The organism is Roseovarius sp. E0-M6, assembly GCF_037083845.1.
Taxonomy (GTDB): domain Bacteria; phylum Pseudomonadota; class Alphaproteobacteria; order Rhodobacterales; family Rhodobacteraceae; genus Roseovarius.
In genome coordinates this window covers 1-17976 of record NZ_JBAPLA010000009.1, presented here as the reverse complement: position 1 = coordinate 17976, position 17976 = coordinate 1, and the positions used below count along the sequence as shown (strand labels likewise).

Sequence of the window (17976 nt, the reverse complement as noted above, 5' to 3'; positions counted from 1 at the left end):
AGATCGCAAATAGCAACGCAAAACGAGTGCAAACACCGGTTTCTCAGAAAGATGGGCGCAATTTGTGTTCGCTAAGTTTCAGAAAACTAATCATTTTTACTGTAACGAAAGAAAACGAAAATAAATATTTGCGTTTTAGGGCGAGTGTGAGCATAAATAGATGAATCGCGCTTGGGAGGGCTGCGTGGATAATCGTTCAGAGAATACTGTTTCCGATCTTTTCGTCATTGGTGGCGGCATCAACGGGTGTGGCATCGCCCGTGATGCGGCGGGGCGCGGTCTGTCGGTGACGCTGGCGGAAATGAACGATCTGGCTTCGGCCACGTCCTCGGCCTCTACCAAGTTGTTTCATGGGGGGCTGCGGTATCTGGAGTATTTTGAGTTCCGATTGGTGCGCGAGGCGCTGATCGAGCGTGAGACCCTGCTGCGCGCCATGCCGCATATCAGTTGGCCCATGCGGTTTGTGCTTCCGTATCATAAGGATATGCGGTTCGAGGCGGACACGCCAACATCGAAATTGTTGGCCGTTGTGATGCCGTGGACCAAGGGGCGCCGCCCCGCTTGGCTTATCCGGTTGGGCCTGTTCCTTTATGACCATCTGGGTGGGCGCAAGATTCTGCCTGCCACGTCGACGCTCGACTTGCGTGATGCCCCGGAAGGGGCGCCGTTGCAGGACCGGTTTGTCAAAGCCTATGAATATTCCGATTGCTGGGTCGAGGATTCCCGACTGGTTATTTTGAATGCCCGCGACGCCGAAGCGCGTGGCGCCCGAATCATGACCCGGACCCAAGTCACAAGCGCCGTGTGCGAAGAGGATCGTTGGCGGATCGAGACCCGCGACACCGAAACCGGCGACACCGCGACCCATTTCGCCCGGATGCTGATTAACGCCGCCGGCCCGTGGGTGGGCGATATCATCCAGACCAAGGTGCGGCTGAATTCGAGCGAGGGGGTCCGGCTTGTCCGTGGCAGCCATATCGTGACCCGCAAGCTTTATGATCATGACAAGTGCTATTTCTTTCAGGGCACGGACGGGCGGATCATCTTTGCCATTCCCTATGAACGGGATTTTACCCTGCTCGGGACCACCGATGCGGAACATGCCGATCCGTCTCTGACGCCCGAATGCAAGCCCGAGGAGCGGGACTATCTGCTCAACTTTGCCAACGAGTATTTCAAACAGCAACTGAGCGATGACGACATTGTCTGGACCTATTCCGGCGTGCGCCCGCTTTATGACGATGGCGCCAGCAGTGCCACGGCGGCGACGCGGGACTATACGCTCAAGGTCGATACCGAGAGCGGGGCGCCAATGCTGAACGTGTTTGGCGGCAAGATCACGACTTACCGGCGGCTGGCCGAAAGTGTCTTGGTAAAGGTCGGCAACCATCTGACTGTGGAGAAGGGACGATGGACCGCCGGGGTGCCGCTGCCGGGGGGGGATTTCCCGGTGGACGGGGTCGAGGATTTGCGTGCGGCCTTGCGTCGGGACTATCCGTTCCTTGGGGCCGATTGGGCGCTGCGGCTTGTGCGGGCCTATGGCACCGAAGCGCGAGAGATGCTGGGCGATGCGACGCGGGCCGAGGATCTGGGTGTTGAGTTCGGTGCGACGTTGACCGAAGCCGAAGTCCGGTGGTTGATGACACGAGAATACGCCCGGTGTGCGGATGATGTGATCTGGCGCCGCAACAAGCTGGGCCTGCGGTTGGACACACCACAGGTCAGGGCGCTGGACGAGTGGATGGGTGAGCGCGCGGGCCAAATGGCCGCGGCGGAATAAGGAGTAGAACCAGATGACGCTGGAACTGAGGGGCGTGTCAAAGACCGTGGATGGGCAGACCCATATCCACCCGACCGATCTGACGCTTGAAAAGGGCACCATGAATGTGCTGCTCGGGCCGACGCTTTCGGGGAAGACGTCGCTGATGCGGCTGATGGCGGGGCTGGATGTGCCGAACAGCGGCGAGGTTCTGTGGCAGGGGAAGGACGTGACGGGCCTGCGCGTTCAGGACCGGGATGTGGCGATGGTTTATCAGCAGTTCATCAACTATCCGTCGATGAGCGTCTATGACAACATTGCCTCGCCGATGAAGTTGATGGGGGCCAACAAGGCCGAAATCGACCGCCGCGTGCGCGAAACCGCCGAATTGATGAAGCTTGCTCCGATGCTTGACCGCAAGCCGCTCGAGCTTTCGGGGGGGCAACAGCAGCGGTGTGCGCTGGCGCGCGCGCTGGTCAAGAATGCCGGGCTGGTGCTTCTGGACGAACCGCTGGCCAATCTGGACTACAAGCTGCGCGAAGAGTTGCGTGTCGAGATCCCGAAGATCTTTGAGGCGTCGGGATCAATCTTTGTCTACGCGACGACGGAACCCGAAGAGGCGCTGCTTTTGGGGGGCAATGTCGCCACGCTTTGGGAGGGGCGCATCACCCAGTTCGGTCGGACGCCCTCGGTCTATCGCCAGCCTGTGGATGCCACGACGGCGCGGGTGTTCAGCGATCCGCCGATGAATTTCCTGCCGATTTCCAAGACCGGCGACCGGATCATGTTTGGCAACGGCCAGAGCACGGCGGCCACTGGCAAGATCGCCGAACTGTCCGATGGCCGTTATACCGCCGGGTTTCGGCCCAACCATCTTGAGATCGGTCAGCATGCGGCGGACGCTATGGAATTCAAGGCGACGCTGAGCGTGACCGAACTGACCGGATCGGAGACCTTTGTGCATCTTGATCACCATGGCGAACGCTGGGTGGGCCTGATCCATGGGGTGCATTACCTGACCCTTGGCGACGAGCTGAGCGTATGGCTTGACCCGCGGCATGTTTATATTTTCGGCGAAGACGGCAAGCTCGTGGCGCCTGCCGCCTATGCGCTCGCGGCCTGAGGGGGGACATCATGGCCAAGATCACACTTGATAACCTTGCGCATTCCTACCTGCCCAATCCGGGCGGCGAAGACGATTTTGCGCTGAAGGAGTTGAATCACGACTGGGAAGATGGCGCGGCCTATGCGCTTCTCGGGTCGTCGGGCTGTGGCAAGTCCACGCTGCTCAACATCATTTCGGGGCTTTTGCACCCGTCACAGGGTCGTATCCTTTTCGACGGCAAGGACGTGACCGACGCCCCCACAGCCGAGCGCAATATCGCGCAGGTGTTCCAGTTCCCGGTCGTCTACGACACGATGAGCGTGCATGACAATCTGGCGTTCCCGCTGCGCAATCGCGGCCGGGACGAAGCCTATGTCGCCGAGCGCGTTCAGGAAATCGCCCGCATGATCGGCATGGAGGACATGCTACGCAAAAAGGCGCGCGGCCTGACGGCGGATGCCAAGCAGAAGATCTCGCTGGGTCGCGGGATGGTGCGCAAGGATGTGAATGCCCTGCTTTTCGATGAGCCGCTGACCGTGATCGACCCCCACATGAAATGGGAATTACGCACCCAGTTGAAAAAGCTGCACCACGATTTCGGTCACACCATGATTTACGTGACCCATGACCAGACCGAGGCGTTGACCTTCGCCGACAAGGTGGTGGTGATGTATGATGGCCGTGTCGTGCAGATCGGCACGCCCGATGAGTTGTTCGAGCGTCCCGAGCATACATTCGTAGGCTATTTCATCGGCTCACCGGGTATGAATGTGATCCCGGCGCGAGTGGACGGGAACAAGGCCTATGTGAACGGTTCATCCGTGGACCTGGCCCATGGATACAAGCCGCTTGATGGCAAGGTCGAGATCGGCGTGCGCCCGGAATTCGCCCGTCTGTCCCAATCCGAGGGCCTGCCCGTCAAGGTGCGCCGAGTCGAGGATGTGGGCCGCCACAAGATCATCCGGGCCGAATTTTTCGGACACGATATCAACATCATCGCCGGTGAGGATGACCGCATCAGCGCCGATATGAACCGGGTCACTTTCGATGCGGCCCATGTCAATGTCTACGCCAATGACTGGCGCGTCAGCGGGGAGGCTGCGTAATGGAAAAGACAGTGAATCAAAAGGCGTGGTTCCTTGTCCTGCCCGTGCTTCTTCTGGTGGCCTTCTCGGCGGTGATCCCGCTTATGACAGTGGTCAATTATTCCGTTCAGGACACGTTCGGCAACAACCAGTTCTTCTGGGCCGGTCTTGAGTGGTTCACGCAAATGCTCAACTCGGACCGTATGTGGAACGCGCTGGGCCGTCAGCTCATGTTCTCGGGCATCATTCTGGCGATTGAAGTTCCGCTGGGAATTTTCGTGGCGCTGAACATGCCGAAAAGCGGCTTCTGGTCCAGCCTTTGCCTTGTGCTGATGTCTCTGCCGCTGCTTATTCCGTGGAACGTGGTTGGCACGATCTGGCAGATATTCGGCCGGGTCGACATCGGTCTTCTGGGATATACGCTCGACGCGCTTGGCATCAATTACAACTATACGCAGGATACGCTGGCGGCCTGGATCACCATCGTGGTGATGGATGTCTGGCACTGGACCTCTCTTGTGGCGCTGTTGGCTTTTGCCGGGCTTAAGTCGATCCCCGACGCCTATTACCAAGCGGCCAAGATCGATCAGGCGTCACGCTGGAAGGTGTTCCGCTTCATCGAGTTGCCCAAGATGGCGGGCGTGCTGATGATCGCGATCCTGCTGCGCTTCATGGACAGCTTCATGATCTACACCGAGCCGTTCGTCGTCACCGGCGGGGGCCCCGGCAACGCGACGACGCTTTTGTCGATCGACCTCGTCAAGATGGCGCTGGGACAGTTTGACCTTGGACCTGCGGCGGCCTTCTCGATCATGTATTTCCTTGTGATCCTTCTCATCTCGTGGGTGTTCTACACCGTGATGGTCAACCTTGATAAGCGGGAGGGCTAAGCCATGGCTGATGCGACTTCAAACATTCCCGGCAAGCTGACCGCGCGCGGCAGCAACCGCCGGGCCCACATGCGGATCAATTCCCGCGCCGTGGTGATGACGCTCTATCTTTTGTTCCTGCTGTTGCCGATCTACTGGCTGCTGAACATGAGCCTGAAGACCAACACCGAGATCCTGAACGAGTTCACGCTCTGGCCCCGTGATCTGACCTTTGCCAATTACGCCACGATCCTCACCGATGCGTCCTGGTACATGGGGTATGTGAATTCGCTGATTTACGTGGTCATGAATACGGTGATCAGCCTCGCGGTGGCGCTCCCTGCGGCGTATGCGTTCAGCCGGTATCACTTCATGGGCGACAAGCATCTGTTCTTCTGGCTGTTGACCAACCGCATGGCCCCGCCGGCCGTCTTTGCGCTGCCGTTCTTTCAGCTTTACAGCTCGGTCGGGCTTTTTGACACGCATATCGCCGTGGCGTTGGCGCATTGTCTCTTCAACGTGCCGCTGGCGGTGTGGATTCTCGAAGGGTTCATGCGCGGCGTGCCCAAGGAGATCGACGAGACCGCCTATATCGACGGTTACAGCTTTGGCCGCTTTTTCGTGAAGATATTCACGCCGCTGATTGCGTCGGGGATCGGGGTCGCGGCGTTCTTCTGCTTCATGTTCTCGTGGGTGGAATTGCTGCTCTCGCGCACTCTGACTTCGGTGGATGCCAAGCCGATTGCCGCCATCATGACCCGGACCCAAGGTGCATCCGGCATCGACTGGGGCGTGCTGGCCGCGGCGGGCATCCTGACCATCGTGCCGGGGGCGCTCGTGATCTACTTTGTCCGCAACTACATCGCCAAGGGCTTTGCCCTGGGTCGCGTGTAACGCTTGAAAGGGGAGGATTTCCAATGGACTGGATGGCATGGACCTGGCCGACCGCGATTTTCTTCATGGTCATCGCCGCGTTGCTGATCACCTTTGCGGTGCTCGCGATCAAGTTCCCGGAAACGCCCAGAACGGGCATTCTGAGGATCGAAACCACACGGGGCGACCGGCTTTTCATCACTCTTCTGGGCTCGGCCTTTATCAATTTGGGCTGGCTCGGACTCGTAGAGGCGCATCAACCATATGCCCTCTTTCTCTGCCTGCTATATGCCCTTGCGGTTTTCCGCTGGGTATAGGGGGAGCAGTCGAGGCCGGAAACGGAGGGGCGCCGGCCACAGATCAAAGCCCCCTCGCACCATGGTTCATAAGGGAGGAAACCAAACATGAATCGCTATTTTGAACGGGGCACCGCGACCGCTGTGCTTCTGGCCTTGGCAAGTCCGGCATTCGCCGACATGGAGGCCGCCAAGAGCTTCCTTGACGAGGAAATAGGCGAGCTTTCGTCGCTGACGCGGGCCGAACAGGAAGCCGAGATGCAATGGTTCGTCGATGCGGCCGAACCCTTCCGCGGGATGCAGATCAACGTTGTGTCCGAGACCATCACAACCCACGAGTACGAATCGAACGTGCTGGCACCGGCCTTTACGGCGATCACGGGCATCGAGGTGACCCATGACCTGATCGGTGAGGGAGACGTGGTCGAGAAACTGCAAACACAGATGCAATCCGGCCAGAACATATATGACGGCTGGATCAATGATGCCGATCTTATCGGCACGCATTGGCGCTATCAGCAGGTGCGCAACCTGACCGACTGGATGGAAGGCGAGGGGGCCGACGTTACCAGCCCGACGCTCAATATCGACGATTTCATCGGCACATCCTTTGCCACGGGACCGGACGGAAAGCTTTACCAGTTGCCGGATCAGCAGTTCGCGAACCTCTACTGGTTCCGTCACGACTGGTTTACCGATCCCGAGATCATGGCGGATTTCGAAGAGGAATACGGCTATGAGCTTGGCGTGCCGGTCAATTGGTCGGCCTATGAAGACATCGCCGAGTTTTTCACCGGGCGCACGATCGACGGTCGTGAGGTCTTTGGCAACATGGACTACGGCAAGAAAGACCCGAGCCTCGGTTGGCGCTATACCGACGCCTGGATGTCGATGGCCGGCATGGGCTCTCAGGGTGAGCCGAACGGCTTCCCCGTCGATGAGTGGGGCATCCGTGTCAACGATGACTATCAGCCTGTCGGCTCCTGCGTTGCGCGCGGCGGGGCGACCAATGCTCCGGCGGCGGTCTATGCCATCAAGAAAGCGATCAAGTGGCTGCAAGAGTATTCGCCGCCTGCCGCTGCGGGGATGACTTTCTCCGAAGCCGGCCCGGTTCCCGCACAGGGCGGGATCGCGCAACAGGCGTTCTGGTATACCGCGTTCACCGCCGACATGGTGCGTGAAGGTCTGCCAGTGGTGAACGAGGATGGCACGCCCAAGTGGCGCATGGCCCCCAACCCCAAGGGCGTCTATTGGGAAGAGGGCATGAAGGTTGGCTATCAGGACGCAGGATCATGGACGCTCATGAAATCGACCCCGGTCGATCGTGCCAAGGCCGCGTGGCTTTATGCTCAGTTCGTGACATCGAAGACGGTGGACGTGCGCAAATCGCATGTCGGTCTGACCTTCATCCGCGAATCGACGGTTGATCACGAGAGCTTTACCGAGCGCGCCCCCAACCTTGGCGGTCTTGTCGAATTCTACCGGTCACCGGCGCGCGTGCGCTGGTCTGATACCGGGCTGAATGTGCCTGACTATCCGAAGCTGGCACAGCTTTGGTGGCAGAATATCGGCGATGCCATGTCGGGTGCCAAGACACCGCAAGAAGCTCTTGATGCGCTTTGCGCCCAACAGGAGCGTGTTCTTGAGCGCCTCGAACGTGCCGGCGTGCAGGGAGAATTGGGCCCGGTCATGAACGAGCCGCGTGATCCCGAATACTGGCTGAGCCAGCCGGGCGCGCCCAAGCCGGAGCTTGCGGATGAAGATCCGGAGCCGGTTACGGTCAGCTATGAAGAACTGATCAAGTCCTGGCAGTGATCTGTCCCTCGGCCGGAGCGTTCGCGCTCCGGCCAATCACGAAATTTTCCGACATCCGGGCGCCGCTGGCGCAGGACCTATGTTCGCGCTCAGGAGGAGCGATCCATGTCTTTTGTATTGACCATTGATCAGGGGACCACATCGAGCCGTGCAATTGTCTTTGACAGCGAGATGCGGATTGCCGCAACGGCGCAGGAAGAATTCACGCAGCACTATCCCGCAAGTGGCTGGGTCGAACACGACCCCGAAGAAATCTGGGCGACGACCGCCGGAACATGCCGCGCGGTCATTGAAAAGGCCGGGCTTTCGCCCTCCGATATCGCGACCATCGGGATCACCAATCAACGCGAGACCACGCTTGTCTGGGACAAGACCTCGGGCAAACCCATCCATCGCGCCATCGTCTGGCAGGACCGCCGCACAGCGGCATTTTGTGCCGATCTGCGCGCGGCGGGCCATGACCGGACGATTACCGACAAGACCGGTCTGCTTGCCGATCCATATTTCTCGGGCACCAAGCTTAAGTGGATTCTCGATCATGTGGAGGGCGCCCGCGACCGCGCCCGCCGGGGCGAGTTGTTGTTTGGCACGGTGGATACTTGGCTCATCTGGAAGATGACCGCAGGTGCCGCGCATGTGACGGATGCAACCAACGCCGCACGAACCATGCTTTATGATATTCACAAAGGGTGCTGGTCCCAGACCATATGCGGCCTGTTCGATATCCCCATGGAAATGCTGCCCGAGGTGAAGGATTGCGCGGCCGATTTCGGGATGACCCGTGCCGACCTGTTTGGTCGGCCTCTTCCGATCCTGGGGGTCGCGGGCGATCAGCAGGCCGCCACCGTGGGTCAGGCCTGTTTTCAACCGGGCATGCTCAAATCCACCTACGGGACCGGCTGTTTTGCGCTCTTGAATACCGGGCACGTGCCTGTCAGCTCACAGAACCACCTTCTGACGACGATTGCCTATCAACTCGACGGCAAACCGACCTATGCGCTGGAAGGGTCCATTTTCATCGCCGGTGCCGTGGTTCAGTGGTTGCGGGACGGGTTGAAGATCATTCGCGATGCGAAGGAAACCCAGCCCTTGGCCGAGAACGCCGAACCGGCGCAGGAGGTCACCCTTGTGCCGGCGTTTGTCGGGCTTGGCGCGCCCTATTGGAATGCCGAGTGCCGGGGCGCCATATTCGGACTGACCCGCGCCACGGGCCCGGAGGAACTGGCCCGTGCCGCGCTGGAAAGCGTGGGCTACCAGACCCGCGATCTCTTGGAGGCCATGCATGCCGACTGGCAGGGGGAAGGGGTGCAACCCACCTTGCGGGTGGATGGCGGCATGACGGCAAGTGATTGGACGATGCAATTTCTGTCCGACATCATCGACGCGCCTGTTGACCGGCCCGAAGTCCTGGAAACCACGGCGTTGGGCGCTGGCTGGCTTGCTGGACAGCGGGCTGGGGTTTATCCGGGAATGGACGAATTTTCAAAGGGCTGGAGGGTTGATCGCACCTTCACTCCCGAGATGTCGAGCGCCACACGCGACCGCAAATACGGCGCCTGGAAGCGGGCGGTCGATGCAACGATGAGGTATTGAGCGATGCCCGATCAGCCAACATTGCGCCAAGTTCTGAACGGGCACACCGGTCAGGTGTCGCTGGACCCCAAGCTGGTTTTCCTGATCGAGGACATTGCCACGGCCTGTCGGACGATCGGAAGCAGGCTTCGTGATGCGGCCTTCGAGGGGGCGCATGGCCTGGCCGGTAACACGAACGTTCAGGGCGAGGATCAAAAGAAACTCGATCTGATCGCGGATGATATCATGCAGCGCAGCTGCGCGACGTCCCCGGCGCTTGCCGCCCTGGTCAGCGAGGAGCGCGAAGACCCCCATTGGTTCAAGACGCCAGAGGCCGGAGACTATCTTTTGTACTGTGATCCGCTGGATGGGTCTTCGAACATCGACGTGAACTTGTCGGTCGGTTCGATCTTCTCGGTTTGCGGCGTCGATCGGGACGGGGACCGCCAACTGCTCAAGCCCGGAACGGCGCAATGCTGTGCGGGTTACGCGATTTATGGGCCCGCGATGATGCTGGTTCTATCTGTCGGGACCGGCGTCTTGGGGTTTTCCTGCGATTACGACACCGGGGAGTTTCGCCTGACCCATGCGCGCATGAGCATCCCTGAAGAAACCTCGGAATTTGCGATCAACGCATCGCGTCAGCGGTTCTGGGATGCCCCGATCCGGCGGTATGTGGACGAATGCCTCGCCGGACAAGAGGGGCCGCGAGGACGCGATTTCAACATGCGGTGGACCGCGTCCATGGTGGCCGATGTCCACCGTATCCTGATGCGGGGGGGTGTTTTCATGTACCCTGCGGATGCCGACAACCGGGCACGGGGCGGAAAACTGCGCCTCTTGTATGAGGCCAACCCCATGGCGTATCTGATCGAACAGGCGGGAGGAGCGGCGACCGGCGGGCAGGACCGCATTCTCACCATATCCCCCCAAAGCCATCATCAGCGTGTGCCTGTCATTCTTGGATCCTCGGCCGAAGTGGCGCGTCTGGCAGAGTATCACGCGGGATGAGATGTGCCCGTTTGTCAGCCCCCCCGCGCCAAGGACCCTCCCAGAGAGACGGTTGGGTGCAGTCTTCTGAGAACGGGGGGTGTTTTCTTGTGGTGCCGCTGGTGGGACAGGACGATTTCGGCGGCCATTTCGCCGATTTCGAAACGGTGTGCGTCGGTGGTGGCCAGCTCCAGAGGTAATCCACGCAGGATTTGCAAGTTGTTGAACCCGGCAAGGGCGATGTCCTGCGGCACGTTCAGGCCGGTGGCAAGGCAATGCATGTAACCGCCCACGGACATCACATCGCTGGAGTAATAGATACAGTCCAGACCGGGCGACCGTTCAAGCATGCGCGCCGTGAGGTTGCGGCCCGTCTCGAACGAGGACTGGTCTTCGTAAAGCTCCTGATCGGTGAGGACAACTCCCGCTTGGTCAAGGCGCTCTGCGAAGCCCGTGAACCTTTTTTGCGCCCGGACGTCGCGCGCCATTTTGGTGCCGATGAAACCGATCCTGCGATACCCGCAGTCCAGTAGCGTCGCGGCCATTTCGCGCCCCGCTTCCAGATGTGAAATGCCGATGCAATGCTCGACCGGATCACCATCGGTGTCCATGATCTCCACAACTGGGCAGTCGGCCGAGGCCAGCATGGACCGGGCCGCGTCGCTATGTTCGAGTCCGGCGACGATCAGCCCCGATGGCCGCCAGCTCAGCAATTCGCGAATGACGCTTTCCTCTTCGGTGAGATCATAGCCCGTCACACTGACGACCGGTTTCAGCGGGCTGGCTTTCAGGCCTTGGGATATCCCCGACAGAACTTCGGGAAAGACATAGCTGGCCAGTGACGGCACCACGACACCAACGAGGTTCGAACTCATCGACGATAGCGCGCCCGCGATGCGATTCGGCACATAGCCGATTTCGACGGCTGCCTGCTGCACTTTCTCGCGGGTGGATTGCGAGACGTCCGGGGCATCGCGCAATGCGCGGCTGGCGGTCATTTCGCTGACCCCGGCACGCCGCGCAACATCCTTCAGAACCGCTCTTTTTTTCATGCGTCGACCTTTGGCCAGATCGGCCCGGCCCGCAAGGGGCATTCCGCGGTGGCCGGAGTTCGGGTTTTATCGTTGATTTTCGGTTGCGAGTGTGATTGTTATCGTTAACGGTAACGATACCGGTTCCGATACCGAGTTCCGGATCACGACTTGATAAAGGAGAGCGGATCATGACCCTAAAGGTTGCAATCAACGGTTTCGGACGCATTGGCCGCAATGTGCTGCGGGCCCTTGTCGAAAGCGGTGGCAGAGATATCGACATTGTCGCCATCAATGACCTCGCCCCGCCCGAAACCATTGCCCATCTGTTGAAATACGACAGCGTGCATGGCCGCCTCAACGAGACGGTTCTGGTTGAGGGTGACAAGCTTGTCGTGGGATCGCGGCGCATTCGCCTGACTGCCCTTCGCAGCCCCGAGGACTTGCCTTGGAAAGATGTGGACATCGCCTTTGAATGCACGGGCCTGTTCACCAGCCGGGACACGGCGGCGCTGCATCTGCAAAACGGCTCGAAGCGGGTTCTTATCTCGGCGCCCGGCAAGGATGTCGACCGCACGATTGTGTATGGAGTCAACGATGGTGACCTGAGGTCGGATGACGTGATCGTGTCCAATGCGTCCTGCACCACGAATTGCCTTGCGCCCGTGGCGATGGTTCTGGACCGGGCCTTTGGTATCAAGACCGGCTATATGACCACGATCCATGCCTTCACCGGGGATCAGCCGAGCCATGACACGAATCACAGCGACCTTTACCGCGCGCGCGCCGCGTCGCTGTCGATGGTGCCCACATCAACCGGTGCGGCCAGAGCCATCTCGTTGGTGCTGCCGCGTCTGAAGGGCAGGCTGGAGGGGTCCGCCGTGCGCATCCCGACGCCGAATGTCTCACTCGTTGATCTGAGTTTCATGCCGGAACGTGCCGCGACCCGAGATGAGATCAACGCCGCATTGGCCGACGCCGCCGCAGGTGAACTGGCCGGTGTGCTCTCCTATGAGGAAGATCCGCTGGTTTCGGTCGATTTCAATCACGATCCGCATTCATCCTGTTTCGCGGCCGCGCAAACCACCGTGACCGAAGATGGCATGGTGCGCGTGGTCAGTTGGTATGACAACGAATGGGGCTTTTCCAATCGGATGATCGATACCGGGCGGCGGATCGGTGCGCTGCTCCATGCCGGAGAAGCCCTTAATCTGGCGAGTTGACAGGATGGTGTCGCGCGTCATCCCGGTTGAGACCTTCGACCTTGTCGTTTTCGGCGCCACGGGGGATCTGTGGCGCAGGAAAATCCTGCCGGGACTGTATCATCGGTTTGCGGTGGGGCAGATGCCGGACGACGCACGAATTATCGGTGTGGCGCGGTCGGACATGGACCGGGCGGCCTTTGCGGAGGCAGCCCGCCACATCCTCGAAGATTTCGCCCCCCGGTCGGTGGATGACGCGGACACGTTGTCAGAGTTCTTGCAACGGCTTGACTATGTCAGCGTCGAGGCATCCGCTGACCGGGGGTGGACCGAACTGGCGCAATCCTTGCGGTCTGATGTCATCCGGGCGTTTTATCTTTCGGTGTCACCGGCCCTGTTCGGACCGATCGCCGCCAACCTGTCGACCCATGGCATCGCCACGCCAGACAGCAGAATCGTGGTCGAAAAACCGTTCGGGCATGACCTGAAGAGTGCCAAAGCCCTCAATGCCGATCTGCGCCGGTGCTTCGAGGAACGCCAAATTTACCGAATTGATCATTACCTTGGCAAGGAAACCGTGCAAAACCTGATGGCGCTGCGCTTTGCCAATGCCCTGTGGGAGCCACTTTGGAATTCGACCCATATCGACCATGTGCAGATCACCGTGGCCGAAAGTCTGGGCGTCGAAGGGCGCGGTGATTACTATGACGCGTCGGGTGCGATGCGCGACATGGTGCAAAACCACCTGATGCAGCTTCTTTGCCTGACGGCTATGGAGCCGCCGTCGAAATTTCGCTCAACCGCTGTGCGCGACGAAAAGCTCAAGGTGATCGAGGCGCTGGAGCCGGTTCAACAGGATGATATCGTGGCTGGCCAATACCGCGCCCGGGAGGGCGGCGACAGTTTCCGCGACCATACCGGCGATCCCGATAGCCGCACCGAAAGCTTTGTCGCGATGAAACTGACGATCGGCAACTGGCGCTGGGCCGGGACGCCGTTCTACCTGCGCACGGGCAAGAAACTGCGCACGCGCAGGTCCGAGATTGCGGTGGTGTTCCGTGACCCGCCGCACATGATCTTTCCGAAAATGGAAGCGCGGCGGGGCAACGCGATGATCATCCGGCTTCAGCCGGACGAAGGCATCACCCTGCGCAACACCATCAAGGAGCCGGGGCCCGGCGGTTTCCGGCTGACCGAGGTGTCTCTTGACATGACCTTCGCGGATGCGCTTGACACCCATGCCGAACCGCAGGACGCCTATGAGAGGCTGATCATGGATGTGATCCGGGGCGATCAGACCCTGTTCATGCGCGGTGATGAAGTCGAGGCTGCCTGGGCCTGGGTCGATCCGATCATCGAAGGCTGGCAAGAGGCCCGCGTGACGCCAGCCCCTTATGACGCCGGCAGTTCCGGGCCGGAAGACGCATTGATGCTCTTGCACCGTGACGGGCGGCGCTGGCGCGAAATCGGCTGAAAGGCAGAGCCATGACACTGAACTCTACTGTCCAACGTGTGACTGACCGCATCATCGAACGCAGCGAACCGACGCGGTCCCGCTATCTTGACCGGATGCACGCGGCCAAGCTCAAGGGGCCATCGCGGGCGCATCTTTCCTGTAGCGGTCAGGCGCATGCCTATGCCGCGTCGGGCCCGGATAAGGGCCAGTTGGCGGGTGGCGCCTCGGGCAATCTGGGTATCGTGTCGGCCTATAATGACATGCTCTCGGCGCATCAGCCCTTTGAGCGGTTTCCGGATATTATCCGCGAGGCGGCGCGCGACGGGGGCGGCACGGCACAGCTTGCAGGCGGGGTTCCGGCCATGTGTGATGGTGTTACGCAGGGCGAGGCGGGGATGGAGCTATCGCTTTTTTCCCGCGATGTGATCGCCTTGGCCGCCTCTGTCGCGCTTAGCCACAATACCTTTGACGCCGCTGTGTTCCTTGGTGTCTGTGACAAGATCGTGCCGGGCCTTGTCATTGCCGCGCAGGCATTTGGTCACCTTCCGGCGGTGTTTCTACCCGCGGGGCCGATGGCCAGCGGCATGCCGAATGACGAAAAGAGCAAGGTGCGGCAGAAATTCGCCGCCGGGGAATGCGGGCGCGAAGAGTTGATGGCCGCGGAAATGGCAGCCTATCACGGGCCCGGCACCTGCACCTTCTACGGCACGGCCAATACCAACCAGATGCTGATGGAGTTCATGGGCCTGCACCTGCCGGGGGCCAGTTTCGTTCAGCCCAACACCGACCTGCGCGACGCGCTGACCCGCGAAGGCGCCAAGCGCGCGCTGAAACTCAGCGCGCTTGGCAATGATTATACGCCGGTCTGTCATGTTCTTGATGAAAAAGCCTTTGTGAACGGTATTGTTGGCCTCAATGCCACCGGCGGGTCCACCAATCTTCTTATCCATCTTGTCGCCATGGCGCGTGCAGGCGGGATCGTATTGGACTGGCAGGATTTTTCGGAGCTGAGCGACGTGACACCCTTGACGGCGCGCATCTATCCCAACGGGCTGGCGGATGTGAACCATTTCCATGCCGCCGGGGGGTTGGGCTTTTTGATCGGGGAATTGCTTGAGGCCGGATTGCTTCATCCTGACACGCAAACTGTCGCGGGCAGGGGCCTTGGTCATTATACCCACGATCCTTACTTTGCGGATGGCGAATTGTGCTGGCGCAAGGGGGGTGGGCAGAGCCTGAACACCAAGATACTGAGGCCGGCGCATGACCCGTTCCAGCCGACTGGTGGCCTCAAGCGGCTGTCGGGCTCGCTGGGCACTGCGGTGATGAAGGTGTCTGCGGTTGCCGCCGAACACCAGGTGATCGAAGCCCCGGTGCGGGTGTTCCACGACCAGGACGAGGTCAAGGCGGCCTTCAAGGCGGGCGATCTGACCGGGGATGTGATCGTTGTCGTGCGGTTTCAGGGGCCAAAAGCCAACGGAATGCCCGAACTGCACAGCCTGACGCCCTTGCTGTCGATCCTTCAGGGGCGGGGGCAGAAAGTGGCTCTTGTGACCGACGGGCGAATGTCCGGTGCGTCGGGCAAGGTGCCCGCCGCGATCCATGTCTGCCCGGAAGCGGTGGATGGTGGACCGATTGCCAAGTTGCAGGACGGGGACCGCCTTAGGGTCGATGCCGTGACGGGCGAGTTGAACATCCTGACCGCCGGTGTGACCGAGCGCCCGGCGGCGATGCCCGATCTGAGCGCGAACGAGGCGGGCATCGGGCGTGAACTTTTTGCGAGTTTCCGCAATACCGTCAGCCCGGCCACCGCCGGCGCAACGATTTTTGGAGCGTGACCGAATGTCCCTTACGCCAGCCGAAGCGAGCGCGTTGACCCGAGAAATCTGCGCGCTTGCCCCGATCATCCCGGTTTTGAGGATCGAAGATGCACGATTGGCGCGGCCACTGGCCGAGGCGCTTGTTGCCGGTGGCCTGCCCGCGTTGGAGGTCACCTTGCGCACGCCCGAAGCCTTGGACGTGATCCGGGCCATGGCCGGGGTGCCGGGCGGGCATGTCGGGGCAGGCACGCTGATCACGCCGGACGACGTGCGCGCCGCCAAGGCCGCAGGGGCCACTTTCGGGGTCTCCCCGGGTGCCACAGATGCGCTTCTTGCCGCCTGCGCGGAAGAAAGCCTGCCGCTGTTGCCCGGGGCGGCCACCGCCACCGAGGCCATGCGCCTTCTCGCCTGTGGCTATGACATGCTCAAATTCTTTCCCGCCGAAGCCTCGGGCGGGGCCGCCGCGATCAAGGCAATCGGTGCGCCGCTCCCGCAGATCAGTTTCTGCCCCACCGGTGGGGTCGGTCCGAACAATGCTGCAACCTATCTGGCGCTGTCGAACGTGCTTTGTGCCGGGGGCAGCTGGGTGGCCCCGCCTGACCTTGTCGCGGCACGAGACTGGGCCGGCATCGAGACTCTGGCCCGGGACGCGGCCCGGTTGCGGGCGGGTCCGTGAACAATCTTTGACAGATGTTCCCAGAGAACCGCGCGGCCGCCGAGAAATGCTATAATGACTTTTCCCCGGTCCAGTCTGGCCCGGTCTAGGGCTTGAGTTTGCTTTCTTGTTTGAGATTGGCGCGGGAATTTGGTCACACCGGGGGGCATGTTCCGCGTGGTCAGCGCGGTTCGCGGCGTTCCGGGGCTGGACGCCGCACCGTGTTCGGGTATGGTCCTTGGCAATAAAGCTGAACGTAAGGACATGTGATGATGCGGGCGCGGGTAACAGTGACAATGGCGGCGATGTTTCTTATGGGAGCGTGCGCAGAGCCGATGAACGGCGCGACTGGGCAGAGCGGCCAGCAGGCTCCTATCCCTGACCAGGTTCGGACCATGGCGGCCGCGTATCAGGATCTTTCGACCGCGCGTTACACGCCCGAGGACGGGTGCTATTGGTATGAACATTCCGGCCCGGTCGAGACCACGCTTATTCCGCTGAGAACGCCTGATGGTGGCCATATCTGCGGGGGACAGGTGGCGCCGCCCGTGACGTCTTGATGGCTGTGGGCCGCCCGCCCGCCGCGCGGCCCCAAGCGTGTCACACCGCACCTGAGACATCGGCCGCAGATGCGCAAGGATGGGGCGAAAGCCCTTAGCTCAGGGCCGTCGCAGAGGTCGCCGGAGCGTAGAGATGGGCGGTCGAGCCTGTCTCGACGTGACCGTAAAGACCAATGATATGCGCCATAACCATGCGCACGCACCCCGAACTTGCCCGGCTTCCGATCGAGCGCGGATTGGGTGTGCCATGGATGCGCAGATAGGTGTCGCGGTTGCCCACATAGAGATAGAGCGCGCGCGAACCGAGCGCGTTGTTGGGGCCGGGGTCCATCCCGTCCTCGTATTGCTTGTAACGGTCGGGTTCGCGCTTGATCATGGCCGGGGTCGGTGTCCATGTGGGCCATTTCGCCTTGCGCCTGATCGTGTAGGTGCCGGGTTCGTAAAGGTCGCCCTTGCCGATGGCAACGCCATAGCGCATCGCCGTCCCATCGCCCTGAATGTGATAGAGATAGCGCGCGGTGGCATCGACATGGATGTCGCCCGGAGTGAGCCCGTCATTGGCTTCGACCCGAACCGGGAGGAAGCGTGGATGCAGCCCCCAAGGGTTTGTCGTGGCCGGATCATAGTTCGGCGGTGTGACCTGCGCATCCCATGCGGCCCATTTCTGCCGCTGTGAGGCCGCGAAGGCGGGCAGGGGATCGAGCGCGGCTGCCGAAAAGAGGGCGGCGCCCGAGGTGATGAAATGACGGCGTGTCAGCATCGTGATCGGCTCCTTCATGGTGCGCCCGGTCCGGCAAGCGGGGATCGGTCGCTTTTGTTACATGTAGATCGCGCGAGCGATGATGCAAAGCCCGGTTTTCCTGACCTTCACCGAAGTGTGACCGTATG

At 60.8% G+C, this 17976-nt stretch carries 16 protein-coding genes; 14 read left to right on the top strand and 2 right to left on the bottom strand.

Going from position 1 to position 17976, the window contains the following annotated elements; all coding sequences use genetic code 11:
* Positions 1–184: 184 nt before the first annotated feature.
* From glpD to V8359_RS17430, 9 genes are all read left to right on the top strand, one after another.
* Complete coding sequence (gene glpD, locus V8359_RS17470) at positions 185–1780, top strand: glycerol-3-phosphate dehydrogenase (protein WP_336430390.1); 1596 nt, start codon at positions 185–187, stop codon at positions 1778–1780.
* A gap of 13 nt (positions 1781–1793) precedes the next feature.
* Positions 1794–2882 carry an ABC transporter ATP-binding protein gene (locus V8359_RS17465; protein WP_336430389.1) on the top strand — a complete coding sequence of 363 codons (1089 nt, stop codon included), beginning with the start codon at positions 1794–1796 and terminating at the stop codon, positions 2880–2882.
* 11 nt (positions 2883–2893) lie between these two features.
* Positions 2894–3970, top strand: a complete 1077-nt coding sequence (locus V8359_RS17460; protein ID WP_336430388.1) for an ABC transporter ATP-binding protein — start codon at positions 2894–2896, stop codon at positions 3968–3970.
* Positions 3970–4839: a carbohydrate ABC transporter permease gene (locus V8359_RS17455; RefSeq protein ID WP_336430387.1), complete on the top strand. Its 870-nt coding sequence runs from the start codon at positions 3970–3972 to the stop codon at positions 4837–4839. Before V8359_RS17460 ends, V8359_RS17455 begins: the two co-directional genes overlap by 1 nt.
* 3 nt (positions 4840–4842) lie before the next feature.
* Entirely contained in the window at positions 4843–5712 is an 870-nt protein-coding gene (locus V8359_RS17450; protein ID WP_442970399.1) for a carbohydrate ABC transporter permease, read from the top strand.
* 23 nt (positions 5713–5735) lie between these two features.
* The gene (locus V8359_RS17445; RefSeq protein WP_336430386.1) at positions 5736–6008 is read left to right on the top strand and encodes a DUF2160 domain-containing protein; all 273 of its coding nucleotides are present in this window, start codon (positions 5736–5738) and stop codon (positions 6006–6008) included.
* Between the two features lie 87 nt (positions 6009–6095).
* A complete protein-coding gene (locus tag V8359_RS17440; RefSeq protein ID WP_336430385.1) occupies positions 6096–7802 on the top strand; it encodes an ABC transporter substrate-binding protein in 1707 nt (568 codons plus the stop codon).
* Positions 7803–7907: 105 nt separating this feature from the next.
* Positions 7908–9395 carry a glycerol kinase GlpK gene (gene glpK / locus V8359_RS17435; RefSeq protein WP_336430384.1) on the top strand — a complete coding sequence of 496 codons (1488 nt, stop codon included), beginning with the start codon at positions 7908–7910 and terminating at the stop codon, positions 9393–9395.
* Positions 9396–9398: 3 nt separating this feature from the next.
* Positions 9399–10385 (top strand): class 1 fructose-bisphosphatase, encoded by a 987-nt coding sequence (locus tag V8359_RS17430; protein ID WP_336430383.1) that lies wholly within the window; start codon positions 9399–9401, stop codon positions 10383–10385.
* Between the two features lie 14 nt (positions 10386–10399).
* Here the strand turns inward: V8359_RS17430 and V8359_RS17425 are convergent, their stop codons facing one another.
* A complete protein-coding gene (locus V8359_RS17425) occupies positions 10400–11416 on the bottom strand; it encodes a LacI family DNA-binding transcriptional regulator (protein ID WP_336430382.1) in 1017 nt (338 codons plus the stop codon).
* Between the two features lie 170 nt (positions 11417–11586).
* On the opposite strand from V8359_RS17425, the gene gap reads away from it, so the two are divergent.
* The 5 genes from gap (at position 11587) to V8359_RS17400 (ending at position 17088) form a co-directional block, all read left to right on the top strand.
* Positions 11587–12618: a type I glyceraldehyde-3-phosphate dehydrogenase gene (gap, locus tag V8359_RS17420; RefSeq protein ID WP_336430381.1), complete on the top strand. Its 1032-nt coding sequence runs from the start codon at positions 11587–11589 to the stop codon at positions 12616–12618.
* A gap of 4 nt (positions 12619–12622) precedes the next feature.
* Entirely contained in the window at positions 12623–14071 is a 1449-nt protein-coding gene (gene zwf / locus V8359_RS17415; protein WP_336430379.1) for a glucose-6-phosphate dehydrogenase, read from the top strand.
* Positions 14072–14082: 11 nt separating this feature from the next.
* Positions 14083–15891, top strand: coding sequence for a phosphogluconate dehydratase (edd, locus tag V8359_RS17410; RefSeq protein ID WP_336430378.1), 1809 nt, complete (start codon positions 14083–14085; stop codon positions 15889–15891).
* A 4-nt stretch (positions 15892–15895) separates the two neighbouring features.
* On the top strand, positions 15896–16549 hold the full coding sequence (gene eda, locus V8359_RS17405) for a bifunctional 4-hydroxy-2-oxoglutarate aldolase/2-dehydro-3-deoxy-phosphogluconate aldolase (RefSeq protein ID WP_336430377.1): 654 nt from the start codon (positions 15896–15898) through the stop codon (positions 16547–16549).
* Between the two features lie 374 nt (positions 16550–16923).
* Positions 16924–17088, top strand: a complete 165-nt coding sequence (locus V8359_RS17400) for a hypothetical protein (RefSeq protein WP_336430375.1) — start codon at positions 16924–16926, stop codon at positions 17086–17088.
* Positions 17089–17182: 94 nt separating this feature from the next.
* Here the strand turns inward: V8359_RS17400 and V8359_RS17395 are convergent, their stop codons facing one another.
* The gene (locus V8359_RS17395) at positions 17183–17848 is read right to left on the bottom strand and encodes a L,D-transpeptidase (RefSeq protein ID WP_336430374.1); all 666 of its coding nucleotides are present in this window, start codon (positions 17846–17848) and stop codon (positions 17183–17185) included.
* Between the last annotated feature and the right edge of the window lie 128 nt (positions 17849–17976).

Excerpts from the sequence above, each read along its gene's own strand:
- V8359_RS17440 (WP_336430385.1), top strand. The coding sequence starts at position 6,096 with ATGAATCGCTATTTTGAACGGGGCACCGCGACCGCTGTGCTTCTGGCC.
- V8359_RS17450 (WP_442970399.1), top strand. The coding sequence starts at position 4,843 with ATGGCTGATGCGACTTCAAACATTCCCGGCAAGCTGACCGCGCGCGGC.
- V8359_RS17445 (WP_336430386.1), top strand. The coding sequence starts at position 5,736 with ATGGACTGGATGGCATGGACCTGGCCGACCGCGATTTTCTTCATGGTC.
- gap (WP_336430381.1), top strand. The coding sequence starts at position 11,587 with ATGACCCTAAAGGTTGCAATCAACGGTTTCGGACGCATTGGCCGCAAT.
- V8359_RS17460 (WP_336430388.1), top strand. The coding sequence starts at position 2,894 with ATGGCCAAGATCACACTTGATAACCTTGCGCATTCCTACCTGCCCAAT.
- V8359_RS17465 (WP_336430389.1), top strand. The coding sequence starts at position 1,794 with ATGACGCTGGAACTGAGGGGCGTGTCAAAGACCGTGGATGGGCAGACC.
- eda (WP_336430377.1), top strand. The coding sequence starts at position 15,896 with ATGTCCCTTACGCCAGCCGAAGCGAGCGCGTTGACCCGAGAAATCTGC.
- zwf (WP_336430379.1), top strand. The coding sequence starts at position 12,623 with ATGGTGTCGCGCGTCATCCCGGTTGAGACCTTCGACCTTGTCGTTTTC.
- V8359_RS17425 (WP_336430382.1), bottom strand. The coding sequence starts at position 11,416 with ATGAAAAAAAGAGCGGTTCTGAAGGATGTTGCGCGGCGTGCCGGGGTC.
- V8359_RS17400 (WP_336430375.1), top strand. The coding sequence starts at position 16,924 with ATGGCGGCCGCGTATCAGGATCTTTCGACCGCGCGTTACACGCCCGAG.
- edd (WP_336430378.1), top strand. The coding sequence starts at position 14,083 with ATGACACTGAACTCTACTGTCCAACGTGTGACTGACCGCATCATCGAA.
- V8359_RS17395 (WP_336430374.1), bottom strand. The coding sequence starts at position 17,848 with ATGCTGACACGCCGTCATTTCATCACCTCGGGCGCCGCCCTCTTTTCG.
- V8359_RS17430 (WP_336430383.1), top strand. The coding sequence starts at position 9,399 with ATGCCCGATCAGCCAACATTGCGCCAAGTTCTGAACGGGCACACCGGT.
- glpK (WP_336430384.1), top strand. The coding sequence starts at position 7,908 with ATGTCTTTTGTATTGACCATTGATCAGGGGACCACATCGAGCCGTGCA.
- V8359_RS17455 (WP_336430387.1), top strand. The coding sequence starts at position 3,970 with ATGGAAAAGACAGTGAATCAAAAGGCGTGGTTCCTTGTCCTGCCCGTG.